This is a genomic window from Haloleucobacter albus (assembly GCF_052492075.1).
This window is the reverse complement of record NZ_JBQWAS010000022.1, coordinates 123,131-146,433: the sequence shown is the minus strand read 5'-3', so window position 1 is coordinate 146,433 and position 23,303 is coordinate 123,131. Positions and strand designations below refer to the sequence as shown.

Annotated in this window: 21 protein-coding genes; 6 read left to right on the top strand and 15 right to left on the bottom strand. The window is 62.8% G+C overall.

Annotated features, from left to right (window positions below; all coding sequences use genetic code 11):
* Window positions 1-3: 3 nt before the first annotated feature.
* The 5 genes from ACT6QH_RS06125 to ACT6QH_RS06105 all read left to right on the top strand — a co-directional run bounded on the left by ACT6QH_RS06125 (window position 4) and on the right by ACT6QH_RS06105 (window position 4,396).
* Entirely contained in the window at window positions 4-1,065 is a 1,062-nt protein-coding gene (locus tag ACT6QH_RS06125; RefSeq protein ID WP_444973923.1) for a sulfate ABC transporter substrate-binding protein, read from the top strand.
* A gap of 187 nt (window positions 1,066-1,252) precedes the next feature.
* Window positions 1,253-2,101 (top strand): sulfate ABC transporter permease subunit CysT, encoded by an 849-nt coding sequence (gene cysT, locus ACT6QH_RS06120; protein WP_444973922.1) that lies wholly within the window; start codon window positions 1,253-1,255, stop codon window positions 2,099-2,101.
* A 1-nt stretch (window position 2,102) separates the two neighbouring features.
* The gene (gene cysW, locus ACT6QH_RS06115) at window positions 2,103-3,005 is read left to right on the top strand and encodes a sulfate ABC transporter permease subunit CysW (RefSeq protein WP_444973921.1); all 903 of its coding nucleotides are present in this window, start codon (window positions 2,103-2,105) and stop codon (window positions 3,003-3,005) included.
* Complete coding sequence (locus ACT6QH_RS06110) at window positions 3,005-4,057, top strand: sulfate/molybdate ABC transporter ATP-binding protein (protein WP_444973920.1); 1,053 nt, start codon at window positions 3,005-3,007, stop codon at window positions 4,055-4,057. The genes cysW and ACT6QH_RS06110 overlap by 1 nt, the downstream gene beginning before the upstream one ends.
* A 150-nt stretch (window positions 4,058-4,207) precedes the next feature.
* Window positions 4,208-4,396 (top strand): hypothetical protein, encoded by a 189-nt coding sequence (locus ACT6QH_RS06105; RefSeq protein ID WP_444973919.1) that lies wholly within the window; start codon window positions 4,208-4,210, stop codon window positions 4,394-4,396.
* A gap of 91 nt (window positions 4,397-4,487) precedes the next feature.
* Here the strand turns inward: ACT6QH_RS06105 and cobD are convergent, their stop codons facing one another.
* The 14 genes from cobD to ACT6QH_RS06035 all read right to left on the bottom strand — a co-directional run bounded on the left by cobD (window position 4,488) and on the right by ACT6QH_RS06035 (window position 21,183).
* Window positions 4,488-5,501, bottom strand: a complete 1,014-nt coding sequence (gene cobD, locus ACT6QH_RS06100) for a threonine-phosphate decarboxylase CobD (RefSeq protein ID WP_444973918.1) — start codon at window positions 5,499-5,501, stop codon at window positions 4,488-4,490.
* A gap of 199 nt (window positions 5,502-5,700) precedes the next feature.
* Entirely contained in the window at window positions 5,701-7,623 is a 1,923-nt protein-coding gene (gene ftsH, locus ACT6QH_RS06095; protein WP_444973917.1) for an ATP-dependent zinc metalloprotease FtsH, read from the bottom strand.
* A gap of 189 nt (window positions 7,624-7,812) precedes the next feature.
* Entirely contained in the window at window positions 7,813-8,982 is a 1,170-nt protein-coding gene (gene tilS / locus ACT6QH_RS06090) for a tRNA lysidine(34) synthetase TilS (protein WP_444973916.1), read from the bottom strand.
* 54 nt (window positions 8,983-9,036) lie between these two features.
* Entirely contained in the window at window positions 9,037-9,984 is a 948-nt protein-coding gene (gene ybgF, locus ACT6QH_RS06085; protein WP_444973915.1) for a tol-pal system protein YbgF, read from the bottom strand.
* A 286-nt stretch (window positions 9,985-10,270) separates the two neighbouring features.
* A complete protein-coding gene (gene pal, locus ACT6QH_RS06080; protein WP_444973914.1) occupies window positions 10,271-10,762 on the bottom strand; it encodes a peptidoglycan-associated lipoprotein Pal in 492 nt (163 codons plus the stop codon).
* 498 nt (window positions 10,763-11,260) lie between these two features.
* On the bottom strand, window positions 11,261-12,595 hold the full coding sequence (tolB, locus tag ACT6QH_RS06075) for a Tol-Pal system beta propeller repeat protein TolB (protein WP_444974023.1): 1,335 nt from the start codon (window positions 12,593-12,595) through the stop codon (window positions 11,261-11,263).
* Between the two features lie 178 nt (window positions 12,596-12,773).
* A complete protein-coding gene (gene tolA / locus ACT6QH_RS06070; RefSeq protein WP_444973913.1) occupies window positions 12,774-13,766 on the bottom strand; it encodes a cell envelope integrity protein TolA in 993 nt (330 codons plus the stop codon).
* Between the two features lie 7 nt (window positions 13,767-13,773).
* Window positions 13,774-14,235, bottom strand: a complete 462-nt coding sequence (gene tolR / locus ACT6QH_RS06065) for a protein TolR (RefSeq protein ID WP_444973912.1) — start codon at window positions 14,233-14,235, stop codon at window positions 13,774-13,776.
* 3 nt (window positions 14,236-14,238) lie between these two features.
* The gene (gene tolQ, locus ACT6QH_RS06060) at window positions 14,239-15,012 is read right to left on the bottom strand and encodes a protein TolQ (RefSeq protein WP_444974022.1); all 774 of its coding nucleotides are present in this window, start codon (window positions 15,010-15,012) and stop codon (window positions 14,239-14,241) included.
* A 374-nt stretch (window positions 15,013-15,386) separates the two neighbouring features.
* Window positions 15,387-15,914, bottom strand: a complete 528-nt coding sequence (gene ybgC / locus ACT6QH_RS06055) for a tol-pal system-associated acyl-CoA thioesterase (protein ID WP_444973911.1) — start codon at window positions 15,912-15,914, stop codon at window positions 15,387-15,389.
* A 75-nt stretch (window positions 15,915-15,989) separates the two neighbouring features.
* Window positions 15,990-17,036: a Holliday junction branch migration DNA helicase RuvB gene (ruvB, locus tag ACT6QH_RS06050; protein WP_444973910.1), complete on the bottom strand. Its 1,047-nt coding sequence runs from the start codon at window positions 17,034-17,036 to the stop codon at window positions 15,990-15,992.
* Window positions 17,037-17,183: 147 nt separating this feature from the next.
* Window positions 17,184-17,804, bottom strand: coding sequence for a Holliday junction branch migration protein RuvA (ruvA, locus tag ACT6QH_RS06045; RefSeq protein ID WP_444973909.1), 621 nt, complete (start codon window positions 17,802-17,804; stop codon window positions 17,184-17,186).
* A gap of 84 nt (window positions 17,805-17,888) precedes the next feature.
* Window positions 17,889-18,398, bottom strand: coding sequence for a crossover junction endodeoxyribonuclease RuvC (gene ruvC / locus ACT6QH_RS06040; RefSeq protein ID WP_444973908.1), 510 nt, complete (start codon window positions 18,396-18,398; stop codon window positions 17,889-17,891).
* A 61-nt stretch (window positions 18,399-18,459) separates the two neighbouring features.
* A complete protein-coding gene (locus tag ACT6QH_RS06035; protein WP_444973907.1) occupies window positions 18,460-21,183 on the bottom strand; it encodes a tetratricopeptide repeat protein in 2,724 nt (907 codons plus the stop codon).
* 796 nt (window positions 21,184-21,979) lie between these two features.
* On the opposite strand from ACT6QH_RS06035, the gene ACT6QH_RS06030 reads away from it, so the two are divergent.
* Entirely contained in the window at window positions 21,980-22,375 is a 396-nt protein-coding gene (locus ACT6QH_RS06030; protein ID WP_444973906.1) for a MerR family transcriptional regulator, read from the top strand.
* Between the two features lie 111 nt (window positions 22,376-22,486).
* Here ACT6QH_RS06030 and ACT6QH_RS06025 read toward each other — a convergent pair whose 3' ends face one another.
* A complete protein-coding gene (locus tag ACT6QH_RS06025) occupies window positions 22,487-23,239 on the bottom strand; it encodes a YebC/PmpR family DNA-binding transcriptional regulator (RefSeq protein WP_444973905.1) in 753 nt (250 codons plus the stop codon).
* Between the last annotated feature and the right edge of the window lie 64 nt (window positions 23,240-23,303).

Genomic DNA, 23,303 nt, shown 5'->3' with positions numbered 1-23,303 from the left:
CCCATGCGCCAGAATGTCATGCTTCAGCCCCTCCTCCGCTCAACCCAGCCCGCGGCTACACGTCGTGTCTCCACACGTATCGGCGGTGCCCTGCTGGCGCTGCTGCTCTCCACCGGTGCCAGCCTGGCCGCCAGCACCACCCTGCTGAATGCCTCCTATGACCCCACCCGTGAGCTTTATACGGATGTGAACAAGGCCTTCAGCGCTGAATGGGCCAAGAGCCATCCGGGAGAAAAGGTCACGGTGCGCCAGTCCCATGGCGGCTCCGGCAAGCAGGCGCGTTCGGTGATGGATGGCCTGCCTGCCGATGTGGTGACGCTGGCGCTGGCCTATGACATTGACGCCATTTCCGATCGTGGCCTCATCAGCCCGGATTGGCAAAAGCGCTTGCCGGATAACGCCACCCCCTACACATCCACCATCGTGTTTCTGGTACGCAAGGGAAACCCCAAGAACATCCGGAACTGGGATGATCTCATCCGTCCCGGCATTCAGGTGGTGACGCCCAATCCCAAGACCTCCGGTGGCGCACGCTGGAATTATCTGGCAGCATGGGGACAGGCGCTCAAGGCCACCGGCGGGGATGAAGCCAAGGCCCGCGCATTTGTCACGGCCCTCTACAAGAACACCCCTGTGCTGGATACCGGCGCGCGCGGCTCCACCGTTACCTTTGTGGAGCGGGGCATCGGCGATGTGCTGATCGCTTGGGAAAACGAAGCCTATCTGGCCGTAAACGAGCTTGGGCCGGACAAGTTCGATATCGTCACCCCTTCCGTTTCGATTCTGGCGGAACCGCCGGTTTCAGTGGTGGACAAGGTGGTGGACCGCAAGGGCACCCGTGAAGTGGCGGAGGCCTATCTCAACTTCCTCTACACGCCGCAAGGGCAGGATCTGGCCGCCAAACATTATTACCGCCCGCGCAATGCCGAAGTGGCGGCCCGTTACAAGGACACCTTCACCCCGGTGAGCACCTTCACCGTGGATGAGATTTTTGGTGGCTGGCGCAAGGCCCAGAAAGACCATTTCGCCGATGGTGGCGTATTCGACCAGATCTACAGCGACTGATCCGCCACTGGCGCATACCTGCTGTCGGCATGACACCTGAAGAGCCGGCGGGGCCACCCTGCCGGCTCTTCGCCCTGCCCCGGCCTGCGGACAAGGCGGGCCCGGATGGTGCATTGCATCTTTTTTCCCGTTCATCACCGCCAGTTGCGGGTTCAGAAACAGCGGTTCAGGGCGCTATACTTTTCTCATGAGCACACTCGCCAATCGCCTGTTTCCGCAGCGCCGCACCATAATGCCCGGCTTTGGCCTCACGCTGGGGCTCACCCTCACATGGCTGTCGCTGATCGTCCTGCTGCCGCTCTCGGCGCTCTTCATCAAGACCAGCGAAATCAGCTTTGCGCGTTTCGTGGATATCGTCACCAGCGAACGCACCCTGCATGCGTTGCAAATCTCGTTCGGCCTGTCGCTGGTGGCAGCGGTAATCAACATGGTGTTCGGCGCACTCGTGGTGTGGGTGCTGGTGCGCTATGATTTTCCGCTGAAACGGGCGGTGGATGCACTGATCGACATTCCCTTCGCCTTGCCCACGGCGGTGGCTGGCATCGCGCTTACAGCGCTTTATGCCGAGAATGGGTGGATTGGCAGCCTGCTCGCGCCGCTGGGCATCAAAGTGGCCTTCACCCCGCTGGGCATATTGGTGGCGCTGGTGTTTATCGGCGTGCCTTTCGTGGTGCGCACCGTACAGCCGGTTCTGGCCGATCTCGACAAGGAACTGGAAGATGCCGCCGCCAGCCTGGGGGCGGATCGCTGGCAAACCATTCGCCGGGTCATTCTGCCTGCGGTGTGGCCGGCCCTGCTCACCGGCTTCGCCCTCGCCTTTGCGCGGGCCGTGGGCGAATATGGCTCGGTCATCTTCATTGCCGGCAATTTGCCCGGCATTTCCGAAATTGCCCCCTTGCTCATCGTGATCCGGCTGGAGGAGTTCCGCTATGCGGATGCCACAGCCATTGCCGCAGTGATGCTGGTGGCCGCCTTCATCATGCTTTTTATCATCAACCGGCTGCAACACTGGGCCGAAAGCCGGGGAGCGCGCTGACATGAGCCTGAAGGCCGAACATGCGCCCGCCACTGAAGGGCTGCCCACCGGTGTGACGGAAGCCCGCACCTATGAGCGCGCCCCGCGCCCCGTACGCACAGAACCTGTGACCGTGCGGGTGCTGCTGACCCTGCTTGCGCTGGGCTTTCTCACCCTGTTCATCGGTCTCCCGCTGATCGTGGTCTTCGTGGAAGCGCTCAAGCGCGGCTGGGATGCCTATTTTGCCGCCCTGCTGGACCCGGATGCACTGGAGGCCATTCGCCTCACCCTGATCGTGGCGGCCATTTCAGTGGTGGCCAATCTGCTGTTCGGGCTGGTGGCGGCATGGGCGATCGCCAAATTTGAATTTCCCGGTCGCAGCCTGCTTATCACCCTGATTGACCTGCCCTTCTCGGTTTCGCCCGTGGTGGCGGGCCTGGTGTTCGTGCTGCTGTTTGGCGCGCAGGGGCTTTTCGCCGCGCAGATGGATGCCTGGAACCTGCAAATCATCTTTGCCCTGCCGGGCATTGTGCTGGCCACCATTTTCGTGACCTTCCCCTTTGTCGCGCGCGAGCTGATTCCGCTGATGCAGCAGCAGGGCACGGCGGAGGAAGAGGCAGCCATCTCACTGGGCGCGGGGGGCTTTTCCACCTTTTTGCGCGTCACCCTGCCCAATATCAAATGGGCGCTGCTCTATGGCGTACTGCTGTGCAATGCGCGGGCCATGGGGGAGTTTGGCGCGGTTTCGGTCGTCTCCGGCCATATTCGCGGCCTCACCAATACCATGCCGCTGCATATCGAGATTCTGTACAATGAATATCAGTTCGTCGCCTCCTTCGCGGTGGCTTCGCTTCTGGCGCTGCTCGCCCTTGTGACACTGATCGCCAAGACCATTCTGGAACACCGCCTCGCAGAGGAAGACTGATGAGTATCGAGGTCATCGGCGTTACCAAGCGCTTCAAGAATTTCACCGCGCTCGACAATGTGAGCCTCACCATCAATAGCGGTGAGCTGATTGCGCTGCTGGGCCCTTCCGGCTCGGGCAAGACCACGCTTCTGCGCATTATCGCCGGGCTCGAATGGCCCGACAGTGGTGAAGTGCACTTCAATGGCGAGGATGCGCTCTCACGTTCCGTGCGGGAGCGCAATGTGGGCTTCGTATTCCAGCATTATGCCCTGTTCCGCCACATGACGGTGTTCGAGAATGTGGCCTTCGGCCTGCGCGTGCGGAAGGGCAGGAACAAGGTGCCGGAAGCCACCATTCAGGCCAAGGTGAAGGAACTGCTCACCCTGGTGCAGATTGACTGGCTGGCGGATCGTTACCCCGCCCAGCTTTCCGGCGGCCAGCGCCAGCGTGTGGCCCTGGCGCGCGCGCTCGCCATCTCGCCGCAGGTTCTGCTGCTGGATGAGCCCTTTGGCGCGCTGGATGCCAAGGTGCGCAAGGAACTGCGCCGCTGGCTGCGCCAGCTTCATGAGGAACTGCCCGTCACTTCCGTGCTCGTCACGCACGATCAGGAAGAGGCGCTGGAACTGGCGGACCGCGTGGTGGTGATGGGCCGCGGCCGCATCGAGCAGGTGGGCACGCCCGGTGAGGTGTATGACAACCCCGCCACAGCCTTTGTGCATGATTTCATTGGTGAAACCATCACCCTTCCGGGTGAGGTGCGCAATGGCGGCCTGTATCAGAAAGATCGTGCGCTGGAACTGGATGCACAGGGCCTTTCCGATGGCCCGGCCCACATTCTGGCCCGCCCGCATGATGTGGAGCTGCGCGCACCAGATGAAACGCCCTTCCATGGCAAGGTGCTGGCTGTGCGCACCTTCGGCCCCACCCGGCGGGCAGATGTGGAAATTGCCGGAGAAAACGGAAATATCGTGGTTGAAGCCGCCGTTCCGCTAGACCGCACCTTGCAGGTGGGCGAGCAGGTGGGCCTTCTGCCGCGCCGCTACAAGGTCTTTTCCGCAGCCAAGGCCTAACCGCCTTTCCGGGGCTGGCCCTTCTGGCATCACACGTAAATGCCATGGCGGACTATTTTTCGCCATGGCTTCATGCTCAATGGGATTGTACCGTGGCATGGCTCGCGCATATCGATATGCCGGGTTATGCGGACAATGAAGGAGGTTCCGTTGCGCCCGATCGTCATTGCGGCTCTCGGCGCCGTTGGCGCTGCCGCCCTTGTGAAAATGCTCGCCTCGGAAAGCCGGCGCATCAATGAATCGCTGAAGCGTCAGCGCGCGGCTGATGCAGGGGAGATCAAAACCGTGCCCCTCGTGCGCGACCCGAAAACCGGGGAATACCGACCGGGCTCAAACTAAAGCTCCAGACCTCCTCTCCCTGCCCTGCGAAGCGGGACAGCCCCCTGAGGCTCCCGCTTCCTCTTCCCCCTCATCAGGCATGAAGCTGCTGTCAGCCTGCCGCCCGCACCGCTTCCTCCAGCCGGCCCCATTTCTGCTCGGTTCCCGGTAGCCCCAGCCGCAGCATGAGCGGATCATCCGCAAAGCGGCGCACAAAAATTCCAGCCTCCCCCAGAAGGTTGAAGACCTCCGCCGCCCGTGGTGATGAGAAGGTGCGGAACAAGGCCGTGCCACCCACAGGCGCGCCCAGCAGAGGGACCATCAGCGCATCCAGACGCAGAGCCTCTTCCATGCGGGCCCCGGCGGCATGGGTTCGCCAAGGCAGGTCCGCCAAGGCCAGTTGCCCCACAGCCAGAGCCGGCCCTGAAATGGCCCATGGCCCAAGGCGTGTGCGGATGCGATGAGCCAGCGCCGCTCCATGGGTGACAGCAAAGCCCAGCCGCACTCCGGCCAACCCATATGTCTTGCCGAAAGAGCGCAACACCACGGCATTTTCCGGCAGGTGCGGAACAAGGCTGAGTTCCGGCTCGAAATCCACAAAGGCTTCATCCACCACCAGCCAGCCCTGGTGCGCTGCCAATGCCTTCGCCATGGCTTGAAGCACCTCTGGTTTCAGCCTTCGGCCATCCGGATTATTGGGATTCACCACAAGGGCGACATCCGCTCCGAGCAGCTTTTCCGGCTGTTGCACAACCGTGACCTCATGCCCGGCATGGCCCCAGCACAAAGCATGTTCGGCATAGGTCGGCCCCAGCACGGCAACCCGGCCTGCGGGAAACAGATAGGGCAGCAGGCTGATAAGCACCTGTGTGCCGGGTGCCGCGACCACCTGAGAAGGGTCCGCCGCGCCATAGGCCCGCGCGGCGGTTTCCTCCAGCGCCAGCACATCTTCCGGGTCGGGCAGTTGGCGGAAGGCGGCACTTGGCAAGGGCCCCACCGGATAGGGCACGGGGTTGATACCCGTGGACAAATCCACCCACGGCGTGGGAGCCTGTGGAAAGAGCCTGCGCGCTGTCCCGATATCGCCCCCATGCCAAATCGGAGCAACTGTTTCCCCTGTTTCCATTGCGCCTACTCTCTGGCCCCTGCATCCCGGACATGGCTGCGGGCCATATCCTCTGCCGCTGATTAACAGATTTGCCCGCCCCACTTCAAAGGGCCTGCACACGCGCCCCGCATTTCCACTTGTCTATCGAGACAACAAAAAAGGCGTCAGCCGCGAAGCTGACGCCTTTTTCAAGATTCAGGGCCGGATGGCCTCAGCCTCAAGCCTGCGGCTGGGGCTCCACAGAGCCACCCGCACCATCCGCACTCGGACGGTTGCGCGAGGTGGGAATGGCGGAACCACGCGGATTGGTGGGCTCTACCGTGCTCTCACGGTTCGGTGCCTTGCCATTCAGAAGATCCACAATCTCCTCACCGCTCAGCGTCTCATATTCGATGAGGCCCCTGGCGAGAATTTCGAGGGAATCGTGCTTCTCCGTCAGAATGCGCTTGGCTTCGGCATAACCCTCTTCCACCAGACGGCGCACTTCGCTGTCGATGGTCTGAGCGGTCGCTTCAGAAACATTCTGCTGGCGGCCCATGGACATGCCAAGGAACACCTCGTCCTGGTTCTCGCCATAGGCCACGGCACCCAGCTTGGGCGAGAAGCCCCAGCGCGTCACCATCATGCGGGCCAGACGGGTGGCCTGCTCGATATCGGAGGCCGCACCGGAGGTGACCTTGTCATCGCCGAAGATCAATTCTTCAGCCACACGCCCACCCATCATGATGGCGAGGCGGGAGGTCATCTGCTCATAGCTCATGGAGAGCTTGTCGCGCTCCGGCAGTTGCATCACCATGCCGAGGGCCCGGCCACGCGGAATGATGGTGGCCTTGTGCACCGGGTCGGTAGCCGGCACATTCAGCGCCACCAGGGCATGGCCACCCTCATGATAGGCGGTGAGGGCCTTCTCGTCCTCGGTCATGACGAGCGAGCGACGTTCCGCCCCCATCATCACCTTGTCCTTGGCATCCTCGAAATCGCTCATGGTCACCATGCGCTTGTTGCGCCGGGCCGCCATCAGCGCCGCCTCGTTGCACAGGTTCGCGAGATCCGCACCGGAGAAGCCGGGCGTGCCACGGGCGATCACCTTCAGGTTCACGTCGGGGGCCACCGGGATCTTGCGGGCATGCACCTTCAGGATCTGCTCACGGCCCACCACATCCGGGTTCGGCACGATGACCTGACGGTCAAAGCGGCCGGGACGCAGCAGCGCCGGGTCCAGAACATCCGGGCGGTTGGTGGCGGCGATAAGGATAATACCCTCATTGGCCTCGAAGCCATCCATCTCCACCAGAAGCTGGTTCAGGGTCTGCTCGCGCTCATCATTGCCGCCGCCGAGGCCGGCACCACGATGGCGACCCACCGCGTCGATCTCGTCGATAAAGATGATGCAGGGCGCATTCTTCTTGGCCTGCTCGAACATGTCGCGCACGCGGCTTGCACCCACGCCCACGAACATCTCCACGAAATCCGAACCGGAGATGGTGAAGAAGGGCACATTCGCCTCACCCGCAATAGCGCGGGCCAGCAGGGTTTTACCCGTACCGGGCGGGCCAACGAGCAGCACGCCGCGCGGGATGCGGCCACCAAGGCGCTGAAACTTCTGCGGGTCCCGCAGGAAGTCGACAATCTCGGTCAGGTCGCTCTTGGCTTCGTCAATGCCGGCCACATCCTCGAAGGTCACGCGGCCATGCGCTTCCGTCAGCATCTTGGCGCGGCTCTTGCCAAAGCCCATAGCCTTGCCACCGGCCCCCTGCATCTGGCGCGAGAGGAAAATCCACACGCCGATCAGCACGATGAAGGGCAGCCAGGAGAGCAGCAGGCTTACAAACCACGGCATATTGTCCGAAGGCGGACGCGCGGTGATCTGCACGCCCTTGCCATACAGGCGCTCCACCAGAGACGGATCATTGGGGGCATAGGTCTGGAACTGGCGACCATCGGTGAAGGTACCGGAGATATTCGGCCCCTCAATCACCACGTCGCGCACGCGGCCTGTATCCACATCTGCCAGCAGCTGGGAGAAGGAGATATCGTTCGCGCTGGTACGCTGCCCCGGACTCTGGAACAGGGAGAACAGCGCCAGAAGCAGCAGAACGATGATCACCCACAGGGCGAAATTTCGTAAATTGGCGTTCATAAAACCCTCGTGGGCGCGATCATGTCGGGCACGATCCTACTGGCGTTGTCACATTCATGAGCCCACCTTGCGGCACACTCAAAATTCAGGGCAGCTAGCAACGCTCTTCCCGTTCGTCTTCCCATACGGAAGCGCAACTTCCGCACGCGACCCCTCTCGGTCATGCGCCTCTACCATCTGCCACATAATCTAGGTATCCACCCCGGCATTGCCAAGGACATCCCCCAATATGCGCGCAGAATCCGGCGGCATCGTGCCGTTACGTCGTGCAGGAGCGGGAAAAATCCACATATCTTCCCCTTTTATCTCCAGAAAGGCGCCTGCAAGCGTGCGACGGAAAGACGCCGGGTGATGATCTGCACCCGTTTTTTCATCAGCCTGGCCCCGGAGGCGCAACCGGGCGTGCAGCGCTGCCACAAGCGATTCCAACTTGCCCAGCTCCACCGGCCCCTCATGCCCGGCCCTGTCGATGATGCGCCCTAGAAGGCGCAGGCCAATCTCATCCGGCAGGGCAGCGAAGGCAACGGCCGGCAGACGAAAACCCGCCCTTTCCGCCCCGCTCCTCTCCCGCGTGACAGGTTGCGACAAATGGGCTTCAGCAACATCCACGGCCGCTTCCAGAGCCGCATCCGCCCGCGCCATGCGCCGGGCGAACTGGCCAAGACGCCGTGCATCCAGCCCCTCCTCCGCCAGAGCCGGAGCCAGAGCCCGCAGCCGGGCGCGGGTAAAACGTGGATTGGAATTGGCCGGGTCCTGCACAAAGCCGATCTGCCCTGCTTGCAAGGTCGCCACCAGCCGGGCCTTGGGCACACTCAGAAGCGGGCGCAGCAATGCCACGCCCTGCCGCTCGGCCTTCGGGCGCATGGCCCCCAGCCCGGCAAGGCCGGACCCGCGGGAGAGACGAAACAGGACTGTCTCGGCCTGATCGTCCGCCGTATGGGCCACAGCAAGCGCATCCGCCCCGATCTGCCGCGCCAGATCCAGCAGCAAGCCATAGCGGGCTGTGCGCGCTGCGGCCTGAATGCCTCGCACCGGCTTTTCACCGCGCCATGTCAGCACATGATGTGGCAGGCCCAGCCCGGCACAAAAACGGGAGACCTCTTCCGCCTCGGCACGAGAATCCGCCCTGAGGCCATGATCGACCGTGGCCGCGCACAAGGACGCCCCGGCACCGCCCCCCACAGCTTGCCGCCAGCCCATAGCCAGCCAGGCCAGAGCCGTGGAATCCGGCCCGCCGGAAATACCGATCAACACTTTTTTATAGGCCACCAAAGGGGCCAGAAGCGCATCACGCTCCTGCACCCCCAATGGCGCTGCGTCCTCAGCCGACCCGTCAGGTTCGGCAGATTGGCGGTTCATGATTCTCACCCCACACCACAACGGCCCGGCCCCGGCCTGCCCGCATGGTGAAACCTAGCACCCTACGCGCTTTTGCTCACGCTCCACCGCCTGCCGCACGGAAGACGGAGCGCGTGGATATTTACGCCCCACTTCCTGAAAGGTCGCGCAGGCTGTTTCTTTTTCGCCCATGCCCGCAAGAGACTGACCTAATCGCAACAACGCCTCTGGCGCACGGGTGGAATTGGGATATTTGGTGGAGACATCAAGGAAAGACGCCGCCGCATCGGAATAATGCTTCCGCAGGAACAGGCTTTCTCCCACCATGAAAAGCGCATCCGGCACCAACCGGTCATCGGCATTGCTGGTGAGGATTTGCCTGAAGAGCGCCTCCGCCTCCTCCAGCCGGCCATCCTGAAGCGCCTTGACGCCGGCATCGTAAAGCTCGCGGGCTGAACCGGCACCGGCGACATTTCGCCCGTCTGCCGGTACAGCTCCCACTTCCGCATGGGCGCCAGGCGCGGCCAGCCCTTCGGAACTGCTTGCGGGAGAGCCCAGAGGGTGCGGCGCTCCGGGCGCCACCCGGCTGCCCTGCGGATCAAACGCATCCGAACGCCGGGCTGCGGCCCCGGTGTTGCCTCCCCCTGCGGCAGACGCCGCCGGCACAACGGCCTCGCCCCCCACCATGCCGGAAGCGGAAGGCGTGGCGGGCTTGAGCCCCAGCTTCTCCTGCACCATGCGCAACTGCGCCTCAAGCTGGGCATTGCGATACTGCAACTCTTCCACCTGCCCGGTCAGGCGACGCAGGGCATTTTCCATCTGCTCCAGCCGCACCACGAGGCCCGCGCTTTCATCCGCCTCCTGCTGCTGGGCGGCGGGAACAGACCCCGGCGGCTTGAACAGATTGCCAAACAGCCCTCCATCCTGCTGGGCGAAAGCAGGCGTGGCCGGCAGGCTCAATGCGACGGAAAGGGCCAGAACCGGTGCCAGAGCGCCGGCAGGCGACAAATGGAGCTTCATCATCGTTGGCTTGATGCTCAAATGAACTGAAGGGCCAGCATGGAAAACACAGGCCGCACACCTTCCGCCTATGCAGCCCTGCCCGCCAGTGGCGACAGGGCCGGAGACGAATGGCCTGCCGAAGCCTGCCTGAGGTGAGCCAGAATAGCGAATGGAAGACGACCAAAGTAAGGCCCTCCGCCGCATTTGCACTGCACTGCGATATGCTGCGCCTCCAGGCGTGGAGCCAAACGCAAAAAGCCGATGCCCAGCAGGCACCGGCTTTTGCATTCCATCCGGCCTGATAAAATCAGGAACCGCCAGCGTTCAGCACCGTCACAGCGCGACGGTTCTGCGACCAGCAGGAAATATCATTGCACACCGCCACAGGCCGTTCCTTGCCATAGGAGATGGTGCGCATGCGCTGCGGGTTGATACCGCGCGCCACCAGATAGTTCCGCACCGACTGGGCGCGCTTGGCGCCGAGAGCAATATTGTATTCACGCGTGCCGCGCTCATCCGCATGGCCTTCAATGGTGAAGGTGTAGCGATTATACTGCTGCAACCACTGAGCCTGCCGGTTCAGTGTTTCCTGAGCCTGCGGGTTCAGGTCCGTGCTGTCGCTGTCGAAGAAGACGCGATCACCCACAGCCACAACGAATTGCTGCGGCGAGCCGGGGGGGCCACCGGCCGTGCCGAAACCATCACCCTTGTTCTGTGTATTGGCGCAGGCTCCCAAAGCCAGAGCCATGCCGAGGAGCGCCGCGAAACGGAAGCCGCGAGCTTGCCCATTGAAACCCATTCCGGAGTCTCCCATCATCTATGCAGACCGGATCTGTCTCGCATTAGCAAGACGCTGGTTAAACGTTCGTTCCGCATTCCCGCCCGAAACGAAAACTGTGGCTTGCAGACCCGAAAGCGCAAGACATGGTTTCCAAGCGGTTTCAAACTCATTCTGAAGACAGGTCACAGGCGGGGCTCGGTTGGGGCCTCATCCCGCCAATGCTTGCTCGCAACCTGCCCCAGCAGAATGGAACCTTGCATAGTGCCCTGTCTTGCGTGAGGTCTTCACTCGCGCGGTCACATGGCGGCATCATGGCAAGCCTGTGCAGGCAGCAAGGCAGAGAAGGCCACACCCTGATACGCATGATGAATGCGCTTTTTATGCAACAGTTATTGCAGCCAAGACACACCCGGCAATGCACATCCTGTAACGTAGATTGCCTTCAGTAAGACGAAAAAGGCGCCCCGTCGGGACGCCCTCTCGTCATACTTTCTCAGGCTGGTTATCGCGTCAGGCTCATGAGCGCAGGGGCGACCAGGCCGGGTCTGAAGCATAGCTTGGCGTGGGCACGCGCTGCTCATTATAGCCCGTAACATTCACCGTATAGAGCGCCGGGCCAGACCCACCGCCCGGATCACGGAAGAACATCAGCGCACGGCCATTCGGCGCGAAGGTCGGCCCTTCATTATGGTAGCCCTCTGTGAGCACGCGCTCGCCCGAGCCATCCGGCCGCATCACGCCAATGGCAAAGCGCCCTTCCGCTTGACGGGTGAAGGAGATCCAGTCCCCGCGAGGTGACCACACCGGCGTGGAATAGCGCGCATTACCGAAGGAGATGCGGTTCTGGTTGCTGCCATCCGCATTCATCACATAAATCTGTGAAGACCCGCCGCGATCGCTTTCAAAGCAGATCTGCCGCCCGTCCGGCGAATAGCACGGCGCGGTATCAATGGCCGGCGTATCCGTCAGGCGCGTGGTGGCCTTGGAACGCAGATCCATGACGAACAGATTGGCATTACCGTTCTGCTCCAGGCTCATGATGATGCGCTGGCCATCGGGCGCAAAACGCGGGGCGAAGCTCATGCCGGGGAAGTTGCCCACAACCTCGCGCTGGCCGGTTTCGATATTGAGCAGATACACCCGTGGTTCATTGCCCGAATAGGACATGTAGGTGATTTCCTGGCTCGTGGGCGAGAAGCGCGGGGTCATCACCAGCGAGTCGCCACGGGTCAGATAACCCACATTGAACCCGTCCTGATCCATGATGGCGAGCCGCTTGACGCGCTGCTGCTTGGGCCCGCTCTCATCCACGAACACGATACGTGTATCGAAATAGCCCTTCTCGCCTGTCAGCCGCTCATAAATGGCATCGGCAATGATATGGGCGATGCGCCGCCAGTTATCGGGTTGGGCCACAAACTGCTGGCCGGTCAACTGTTGGCCCGCAAACACATCCCACAGGCGGAACATCACCTGGAAGCGACCATCGGCCTGCCGCTCCACGCGGCCTGTCATCAGCGCCTGAGCATTGATGATGCGCCAATCCTGAAAGCGCGGTGTATCAGGATTGGAGATCTTCTCGACAAAAGCCTGCGGGTCGATGGGCGCGAACAGGCCGGAACGCTTCAGATCTGCCGAGATCACCTCGGACATCGCGCGGCCCTGCTCGCTGTCGCCCACCATATCGGTGATGGCGATCGGAATCGGCTGCGGCGTCCCGGATGTAATGTCCAGCTTCAGCGCGGCGGCGGCTGGCGAAGCGTGCAGCGCCGCACCGGCGGCCAGCGCGCCGCCAGCGGCCAGAAGATGGCGGCGGCTCAACACAAGTCCCGAGCGGTTGGAAAGCTGCATCACGGTTCAAAGCCCCCTGGCCAAATGCTGCGACAGATCATGTGCGCAGCGCATCTTCTGCGGCCCCATACAGACCAGCAGGATGACGATTCTAAGGAAAAGACGTGTCCAACATCGGCCGAACCTCAGGCAGGCCGCATCTTTCTTGCAGAATGGATCTGTGGCCGAAGCATCCGGCTCAGTCAAATTCCTGCGGGCGGAAGGTCAGGTCCATGCTTTTCCACTGATTATAGGTTTCCCGACGGAACATGGTGAAAGGTTGACACCGCACCAGGGCGGCAATGGCCGTGCGGGCCAGCACCGGCCCATAGGGTGGGGCTGTGCCCCGCGTCACCTGCGGTTCACCCTGCAAGCTGCCATCGGGCTTCAGATCAACCCGGATATCCACGAACACCGGCTGGTCATTCGGGATTCCGGTGGTGTTCCAGCACTGGCGCATGCGGGCACGGAAAGCGTCGATCTCGCTCATGCTGAGTGTCGCCCCTTCCCCGCGCGGCGAACCGAGAGAGGATTCGGAGGACAACTCGCTGCCGCTGGCCATCTGCCGCGTGGGAATACGCTTGTCGATCAGCTCCTTGATCTCATCCGTATTGAAATCGCGGGATGGCGCTTCGCTCTCCACCGGGCGCGGCGGAGTGCGGGGCACGTGCGGGCGCTTGGGCGGCATGGGCATGGGCTGGGCCGCGGCCTGCTGCTGAGCCTGCTCAGGCTTGGGGGGCTCAGGCTTTTTGGGCTCGCTCTTCAGCGCTTCAGCCGCCTGCTGCTCTGCCGGTTTGGGCGGAGCCGGCGCTGGTTCAGCCGCCTTCGGTGCAGGCTTGGGCTTGGCCGGTTTTGCCTCAGGCTTGGGATCGGGCTTGGCCTCCACCTTCGGCGCAGGCGGAGGGGGCGGAGGCGGGGCTGTGGCCTCCACCGGCGCTTTTTCGCTCACCTTCAGGCGCGCGTCTTCCACCGGCGTCGGCTCTCCCACCTTTTCCGCGATCTGCTTGGGCTTGTCCGCCTTGGGCGAGGTTTTGGAGCCCATGGACAGCTTGGTGAAATCGGAAGCCGAGATCACATCCACCGGCATGGATTCGGGCACAGGCTCAAACGGCTCCGCCCCGGTGAAAGACACCAGGGCAACAACGAGAACCGCCGCATGAATAGCGGTTGATGCCGTCAGGCCAACCTTCATGGCCGCATCACTCTCCCTGTTCCACTTCGGTCACCAGCGCCACACGCTTGAAGCCAGCCCCGGAGAGCTTGCCCATCACGCGCATCACTGTGCCGTAATCCACCTTCTTGTCGCCGCGCACGAAGATGCGTTCTTCCATGCCGCCGCGCGCCTTGGTGATGGCCTCCAGCTTGGGCACGAGCTCCTCATAGGACATCTCGCTTTCGCCCACGAAAATCTGGCCCTTATCATTCACCGTGAGGGTAATCGGCTCTTTGTCATTGTCCTGGTTCACGCCCGAAGCCTGCGTTTGCGGCAGGTCGATGGGCACACCCACCGAGAGCATGGGCGCGGCCACCATGAAGATGATGAGCAGCACCAGCATGACGTCCACCATGGGCGTCACATTGATTTCGGACATGACGGGCGCGCCACGCCGGCGCGAGCGACGGCTCTGCCAGCCTCCTCCCCCTCCTGCGGACATGCCCATATCTCAGCCCCGCTCGTCGATCTGCCGGGAGAGAATGGCGGAGAACTCATCCGCAAAACCCTCAAGGCGCTGGGCCTGACGCCCCACCTGGGAGATGAACTTGTTATAGAAAATCGTCGCGGGAATGGCGGCAATAAGGCCCATTGCAGTCGCGAACAGGGCTTCTGCAATACCCGGCGCCACAACGGCAAGAGAGGTATTCTTGGAGGCTGCGATGGACTGGAACGAGGTCATGATTCCCCACACCGTGCCGAACAGGCCGATAAAGGGGCCCGCGGAACCCACGGTGGCCAGCACCAGAAGGCGGCTCTCCAGCCGCTCCACCTCACGGGTGATGGTGACATTCATCACCTTGTCCAACCGCTGATTCAGACCCGTCAGCGAACGCGCGCCGCCCTCATAGGTGCGCTTCCACTCCCGCATGGCGGCAATGAAAATGGCGGCCATGCCGTGATTGTTGCGACCGGAAAGCGAACGATATAGCTCCTCAAGGCTCTGGCCAGACCAGAACACCTGCTCGAACTGATCCATCTCGCGCTTGTTGCGGCCATAGAGGAGAGTCTTGTCGATGATGATGGCCCACACCCAGATGGAGGCGACGATCAGGCCGATCATCACCAACTTCACCACGAAGTGAGCCTGAAGGAAGAGGCCAAGAAAGGAAATATCCGCCGCTGGCGCCGGCGCCGCGCCGACAGCCTCCACGCCCTGGGCCAGGGCCGGGCTGGCACCGGCCACGAGCAATGTGCCCAGCAACGCCAGCGCACCCGCCCCCATGGCAGCACCCTTCAGGCGGGACTGACGCGCAGGGCTGGCCGCAAGGCCGGCATCAGATGAGCTTGGCTGCCCGGCCATGCGCGCCGGTTGCTTGCCAGTATTTCCAGTGAAAAAGTCCATTCCCGGCTCCGCTGGCGCGGCATAGGGGCCGCGCAGGACAGCCCCCACCGCTTCTGTCCAGATAGCCCGTGTGTTTCACCGGGGAGTCTGTCCAAACTTTGACGGAGGCTCTGCTTTGCGTTGCGGCGCAGCACAATACCGCAACTTCATGCAAATCTAGGCATAAACAGGCTTAATGGCGGATGAATAAAGGCCGACATGCATAAAAATAACAGCAGCTTCACACCAGATGCAGAGATTGAAGCCCATCCGGCTCAACGACGGGGAATGTTCAGCTGCTCGGTTTCGCGGGCATGTTCGGCGGTCACCTGCCGCAGCGCATCAGGAATGCGCTTGGCCTTGCCCTGAGAGACGAAAGCCACCCGCACCGTCGCGCTCACCAGCAGCTCATCGCCCCGGCGCACCTGCTGCAACAGGGTGATGGAGGCCCCGGCCACCTCGCGCGAGAGAGTGTAGACCTCCAGCACATCATCAATGCGGGCCGGGCGCAGAAAATCAATCTGCATGCCGCGCACGACGAAATGGAAACCGGGGGCCTCCTCCGCCGCCTGTGCGAACAATTCGCCCTGCACCACGCCCAGCAGCCGCATGTAATCCGAGCGGCCGCGCTCCATGAATTTCAAATAGTTGGCGTGATAGACGATACCTGAAAAATCGGTGTCTTCATAATAGACCCGCAGCGCCAGGCAATGCCCGCCCGGCACCAGTCGTCCGGCCAGATTGGGATAAGCCTCCAGCTCACCCTGCGCCACGGCCCGTTCGCCTGCCACATCCAAATTCATGCCGAGACCCCGTGTGTCCTGTTGATGTACCGTGACGCGCTGTGCTGCACGCAGGGCTTCGTTTCAGGCGCACAACTAGCCTTCATCATCGAACAATGGCAAGGCCATGCCTGCAACAGGGCCATCACGTTTCGGCTCGGGCAGGCCCATATGGCGAAAAGCCAGCGCGGTGAGCATGCGCCCGCGCGGGGTGCGCTGGATGAAGCCCTGCTGCACCAGATAGGGCTCCACGATTTCCTCAATGGCGTCACGCGGCTCGGAAAGGGCGGCGGCGATGGTATCCACACCTACCGGGCCGCCATTGTAGAATTCCGCGATCACGGTGAGATACCGCCGGTCCATGGCATCCAGCCCCAGCGAATCCACCTCCAGCGCCCGCAAGGCCCTGTCGGCAATGGCGCGGTCAATCGCCTCAGCCCCGGCTACCAGCGCGAAATCCCGCACCCGGCGCAAGAGACGGCCTGCAATGCGCGGCGTACCACGGGCGCGACGGGCAATCTCCGTCGCACCATCCGGCGCAATGCCCACGCCCATGACCCGCGCGCCGCGGGTCACGATCTTTTCCAACTCTTCCACCGTGTAGAACTGAAGGCGCACCGGAATGCCGAAACGATCACGCAGTGGCGTGGTGAGCAGGCCGGAACGGGTGGTGGCCCCCACCAGCGTGAATTTTGGCAAAGAGATTTTCACCGAGCGCGCGGCCGGCCCCTCGCCAATCATCAGATCCAGCTCATAATCCTCCATGGCGGGGTAGAGAATTTCCTCCACTGCCGGGGAAAGCCGGTGAATTTCGTCAATGAAGAGCACATCGCGCTCTTCCAGATTGGTGAGAATAGCCGCCAGATCCCCCGCCTTGGCGATGACCGGGCCGGAGGTGGAGCGGAAACCCACTCCCATCTCACGCGCCATGATCTGCGCCAGCGTGGTTTTGCCAAGGCCCGGCGGGCCGACAAACAGCACATGGTCCAGCGCCTCGCCCCGCGCACGGGCGGCCTTGATGAATACTTCCAGATTGGCGCGCGCCTGCGCCTGCCCCACAAACTCCCCCAGAAGCTGGGGGCGCAGGGTGGAATCGGCTTCATCCTCGCCGCGCTTCTCGCCCGAGATGAGACGGGTATTCATCGAATCAAGCTGCCTGTCCTGCACGAAGAGGGCCCATGGCCCCGCCCCGCTTCAAATATGTTTCGCAAAGCACGCCGAACATGCCGCGCAAAAGTGTACGAAAGCGGAACATCGCAGAGGCTGCCCCCAAAAACCAGTGGGGCGCGCCTATTTTGCCAGTTCCTTCAGGCCTAGCCGAATGAGGGTTTCGGCCTTGGCCTCCTCTCCTGCCTCACGCGAGGCGACAGCGACGGCCGCATGGGCCTGCGCCAACCCGTACCCCAGATTGGTGAGAGCAGAAATGGCGTCGGCGATCGCCCCGCTTTCCCCCGCACCAGCGCCTACGCCAGAGGAAATTGCAGCCGGCGCGAAAGAGCCCATGGCCGCAGCCGGGGCCTTATCCTTCAGCTCGGTGATGATGCGCGTGGCGCTGCGCGGGCCTATGCCCGGCGCACGGGCAATGGCCGCCTTGTCGCCCAGCGCCACCGCCTGAGACAGATCCGCCGGACGCAGGGTAGAGAGCACGGCCAGCGCGGTCTTCGCCCCCACGCCCTGCACGCCCTGCAACAGGCGAAACCATTCCTGCTCGGCCTCGGAGGCAAAGCCATACAGGCGGATCATGTCTTCACGCACATGGGTTTCGATGAACAGCGCCACCTTCTCCCCGCCGCGCGGCAAGCTCTCCAGCGTGCGCGCCGAGCAATGCACCAGATAGCCCACGCCCTGCACATCCAGGATCAGATGATCCTCACGGACCAGATCCACCACGCCCTTCAGCTTGCCGATCATCTCAATCTTTCCTGCCTGCCGCGCCCTGATAACGGGGCGCGGGGCGGTGCGCCATCATGCTGTCTCGCGAGAGTGAGGGAGACCCTAACCCTGCCCGGCCAGACGGGCCGCCGTGCCCCGATGGTGGGCATGGGTGATAGCGACGGCCAGAGCATCGGCCGCATCCTCACTTTCAGGCGCGGCACGGGGCAGCAGCACGCTTACCATCATGCGCACCTGCGCCTTTTCAGCACGGCCCGCGCCCACCACACTTTTCTTCACCAGAAGAGGCGCATATTCGGCCACGCTCAGGCCCAGTTGCGCCGGGGCCAGCAACACCACGCCGCGCGCCTGCCCCAGCTTGAGGGTGGAGGCCGGATTCATGTTGACGAAGGTTTCCTCAACCGCAGCCTCATCCGGCACATAGCGGGCCAGCACATCCGCCAGCATCTGATGCAAAGCGGCCAGACGCGCACCCATCGGCGCTTTTTCAGGCGGCAGAACCGTACCGCTGGCCACATAGGACAGGCGCGTTCCGGCCTGCTCGATCACGCCCCAACCCGTGCGCCGCAGGCCCGGATCCAGACCGATAATGCGAATCGAACATCCACTCATCCCGGCAAGGTGCTCCATTCCTGCGCCTGAAGAAAGATGTGGCCACCGGCCCCGTTCAGGCTCACTGGCGGCTGGCCACCAGATGTGTCGTGAAAGGCTGGCTGGAGAATGCCCCCGAGGGAATGTCCTGCGCGAAGAAGAGCTCCCCCTCATCGCGGATGCTGTGCGCCGTGCTGGCGAGGCGGCCCTTCGCAGGCTCGGGCGCATTCCATTCCGATTTCTGCTGCACCACATTCGCGGTTTCATTCAGCGGGCGGGGCTGGAAGGCATCGGCAAGCTGCAAGGCGGCCTCCCGCACCTGGGGCTCCGCCTGCCGGGCCAGCAGATCACGCTTGTCGGCACTGTCCTCATCGCCCTGATTGGCCGCAATGGCGAACCACATCAGCGCATGTTGCAAATCACTGTGCCCGGAAAGACCGCGTGCGAAAATGATACCCAGATTATATTGAGCATTCTGCACGCCATGCTCGGCCGCGCCGCGGAACCACTGGATAGCCTGAGCCCAATCCGGCCCATTGCCGGAGAGCCCCTGCGTCATCAGCACCGCAAGGCTGTGCATGGCCTGCACATTGCCACGCTCCGCCGCCCATTTGTAGAAACGGGCAGCCTCTTTCTCATTGCCAAAGCTCTTTTCATAAACCGTACCCAGACGATAAGCCGCTGGCACCAGCCCACGCTCTGCCGCATAGCGCAACCAATGGGTGGCCGCTTCCGCATCGGCCTTCACGCCCACGCCATCGGCATAACGCACACCCACCTCATAGGCGGCGGCAAGGTCACCGTCGCGCGCATCCGCCCGCAGGACCGCAGAGCCAAGAGGCGCCGGCAGAGCTTCAAGTGGGATGGCGGAAGCCTGCTGTATCAGGCTGGTCTTCTTGTCCTGGCCAGCCAGCGCCGCAACCTCACTTGCGCCATCACTTGCGCGACCACTTGCGCCACCATTTGCAGCCCCGCTTGCCACGGCCTGCATCCGCGCCTGAAGCGCATCACGATGCAGCCAGGCGAAGCTCGCGGTTGAGGCCAGCGCCACCACCAGTACGGAAGCAGCAACACCGCCCCAGCGCACAGCCCCGCCGCGCCGGCGACCCATCAGGGCCTGCCGGCTCGCACGGCGCACGGCCCAGCCCCCCAGAACGCCATTCAGCAACCCGCCACGCTTGGCCTGAGGCTGCTCAAGCTTCTTGCGCCCGCTCCAATCCACCTTGCGCGGAGGCCGGACAGAAGAGGCCATATCCGTCTGTGCAATAACCTGCGCTTCAGCCGCAGAGCTATCCATATGAGAAGCGCTCTGCTGTGCGGAGGCCATATCCGGCCCCATGCGCCCGAAATCCGGCTCCAGCCGGGCGCGCAGATCACTGGAAACCCTTGCTCCGCCCTGGGTTGGAGAAGCGGAATCAATATGAGGAGAAAAAGATTGAGGCTCCTCAGTCCCGCCCTCGTCTGGAACCGACTGATCCGTCAGATCGCAAGAGGCATCCCCCTCGTGCCCTGCATCAGTCTGCTCCGGGACAGGGCGCGCCCGCCGGGCAAAAAATTCATCATGCTCATCTGCAAAGACAGGCGCCCCATCCCGATCATATGCCGACATGCGGGGCGGAACCGGAGCCCCGGCGGCCTCACCTTGTTCGCCGGGTTGCCCCTCCGCCATTTGCGGGGCCCACACGCCATCTTCGGTGCGATCCAGAATGAGGGAGGTTTCATGAAAGGGCTCGCCCAGCCATGCGCTGGCCTGCCGCTCCACTTCATCCTGCCGCGCCTCCAGCGCAGCCAGCCCGCGCTTCAGGCCCAGCACGGCCGGGCCGCCTTCCGCATCCGAAACCTTGAGCGCCACGGATTGCACCGCCTCGGCCGTCGCTTCGGCCGAAGCCTCACGCACCTGTTGCAACTCACCAATGACCCGCTCCAGAGCCAGCTCCAGATCATTCAGGCGGCCAAAATGCGCCTGTGTTTCCTGGAAACGCTGGGTCAACGTCACGAGATGGCGTTCAACCACAGGAACCAGAGCGGCCGAGGGGGCATTCTGCTCCTGCTCAAGCTGCCCCAGCCGATCGACAAGCACGGAGAGCCGTTCTTCCAGTTCTGCGCTCACAGCGGAAGAGGCCGCGCCGGGGGCAAGCGTCTCGATCCGCGCTGCGACAGCATCCAGCCGGGCATACAGGCCCGAAACCTCTTCCTTCACCCCTTGCCGCATAGCCTGCGTGGATGCCGCCTGCGCCTCACGCACCTCGCGGCCTGTATGTTCCACACGGTTCAGCAGCGCCTGGGCATGATCCTCAAAACTACGCGTCGCGGTCGCCATCTGCCGGGCGGCCTCATTTCCGGCGCGCGCCACCTGCGCGGCGCATGTTTCCAAACGGCCCGCCAGCTCCTGAAGGCCCGAACCGGAAAGCACACGCTGCACCAGGCTGGAAAGCTCTGTGACCCGCGCCTGAAGGCGGGCGACCTCCACCGGGCTTACGGCCTTGGCATCCATCATCTGTAGCTTGCGGGAGAGCATCTCCACCCCCGAGCTCAGGGCCTGGAAACGCTCCGGCGCGCGCATGTCTTCCAAAGTCTCGCGCAGCACTGCCAGTTCGCTGGCCAGCAGGCCCATCTCAGCCTGCCCCGGACCGGCCTGTTCACCAGAAGAGGCGCTTGCCTGCTTCTGCGCCCTGTGCAGATCATCCAGACGACGGCTCAGCAATGTCATGGCATGGTCCAACTCCGCCACCACGCGGCGGGGGGCAGCCTGGCTCAACTGCGCCTGTAACCGGGCCAGCTCTTCCTTCATCCGCTGCATGGCCATGCCCTCGGCCTCCTCCTGCTGTGGGGGCTGATGCTCGTGGCCCGCCTGCATGCGCCCCGCACCGGGCGTCTGCTGTGAAGTGTGGCCGGTGAATGCCGGAAAAACAGGAGGCGGCAGTTTCCGGCCAGGCGCATCACGCCCGGATGTCTTGCCGCAGAGCTCTGCAAGTTGTGCGTCGCCCTCTTGTCTGGCTGGCTGAAACCGCTCCATCCGCTCCATCCCCACCTTCGTGCCAGTCGCGAGCCCCCCGGAAGGTGGAGGGCCGAACCGCGCGGCGTTGCGGTGATTCGTCTCCCCCAGCATTTGCCACATATGGTAAACGCAGTGTTAATATATTGTTTTTCAGTATGTTATCATCCACATGTAACAGTTACTTTCCCTTGGGGCACCCGGCTGAACCTGCCAGCCGCACCACCGCCGGGCTAGGAATGATGCAGCAGGCGATGCTTTAGGCCCCACTCCGTTTCGCGTTTTTCCGCAGCGCAAAAACGCATGATGGGCCGCCCCGCAGCGCGGCATCAGGCAGGTGCTGCGCCGGGTTTTGCCCTTCTTTCCGGTGGCCGGTTCTCATCCGCCATCAGAAGAAATGTGGTGCTTCAAGATGGCTCGCCGGACATTCAGCGCGCAGCAGGCTTGATCGCCTTGGGGTATGCGCGCTGAGGAAGCCGCGCCCTGCGCAGCAAGCTGCACCCCTGAAACGACACGTCGCACCCATGTGTCCCGGAGATAATGAGTGATGAACGCGAACGCCTTTCCCCTAAGTGCCCGGCCCCACACTGCCGTTCCGCAGCCTTCCATGGCACCGGAGAGCGAAGAGCTTTTCACCATTGGGGAACTGGCCCGCGAATTCGGCACCACCCTTCGCGCCCTGCGCTTTTATGAAGATAAGGGCCTGCTGAACCCGCGGCGCGATGGCATGACCCGCCTTTATACGGCAGCAGACCGCGAGCGCCTCGCCGTCATCCTCAAGGGCAAGCATCTGGGCTTTACCCTTGCCGAAATCCGCGCACTCGTCGCCGCCCGCCTGCCGGAACAGGCCCTGCCGGAAAGCGCGGAACACAAGAATGAAACCGGCCTGGCCCTGACCCGTGAGCGCTGCCTGAAGCAGCTGGCGCAGCTGGAACAGCAGCGCAGCGAAATTGATTCCGCCATTCTCGAATTGCAGGCCATCGCCGAGAGCCTTCCGGCCTGAGCGGTTCACATATACACATATGAAAATGGCGGGCCCGGTGCCCGCCATTTTTGATTGCGCCTTCCACCAGGAACCTGCGGGCAGAAGGCGAACCCATATTTCCGAAGCTGCTCAGTCCTCGCCGCTCAGCTTGGCCATCATGGTATCCGACAATTCAAAATTGCCGGTCACATTCTGCACGTCGTCATTGTCTTCGAGATTTTCCACGAGGCGCAGCAGCTTTTCAGCCGTTTCATCATCCACGGCGACCGTGTTCTGCGGACGCCAGATCAGCCCGGCCTTGCGCGGCTCGCCAAACCGGGCTTCCAGAGCCCGCTGCACTTCGGCCAGATTTTCAGCCGCACAGATGACCTCATGGCCATCTTCATCGGAAGACACATCTTCCGCACCAGCTTCAATGGCGGCTTCCATCATGGCGTCGCCATCGGCCTTCCCGGCCTCGAACTCGATCGCACCCACGCGATCGAACATGAAGGACACCGCGCCCGTTTCGGCCAGATTACCGCCGGATTTGGTGAAATAGGAGCGCACTTCCGAGGCCGTGCGGTTGCGGTTATCGGTCAGCGCCTCAACGATGACAGCCACGCCACCGGGACCGTAGCCCTCATAGCGAATCTCATCATAATTATCGCCATCGCCACCGGCGGCCTTCTTGATGGCGCGCTCGATATTATCCTTCGGCATGTTTTCGGCGCGGGCGGCCAGAATGGCTGCGCGCAGGCGCGGGTTCATGTTCGGATCGGGCATGCCCAGCTTGGCCGAAACGGTAATTTCGCGCGCCAGCTTGGAGAACAGCTTGGAGCGCATCGCATCCTGCCGCCCCTTGCGGTGCATGATGTTCTTGAATTGTGAATGTCCGGCCATGACGGCGTCACCATGTTCTGAGGATCGGCCCCGCGCCCCGCTGGAAACGGCGCTGCACGGGCCG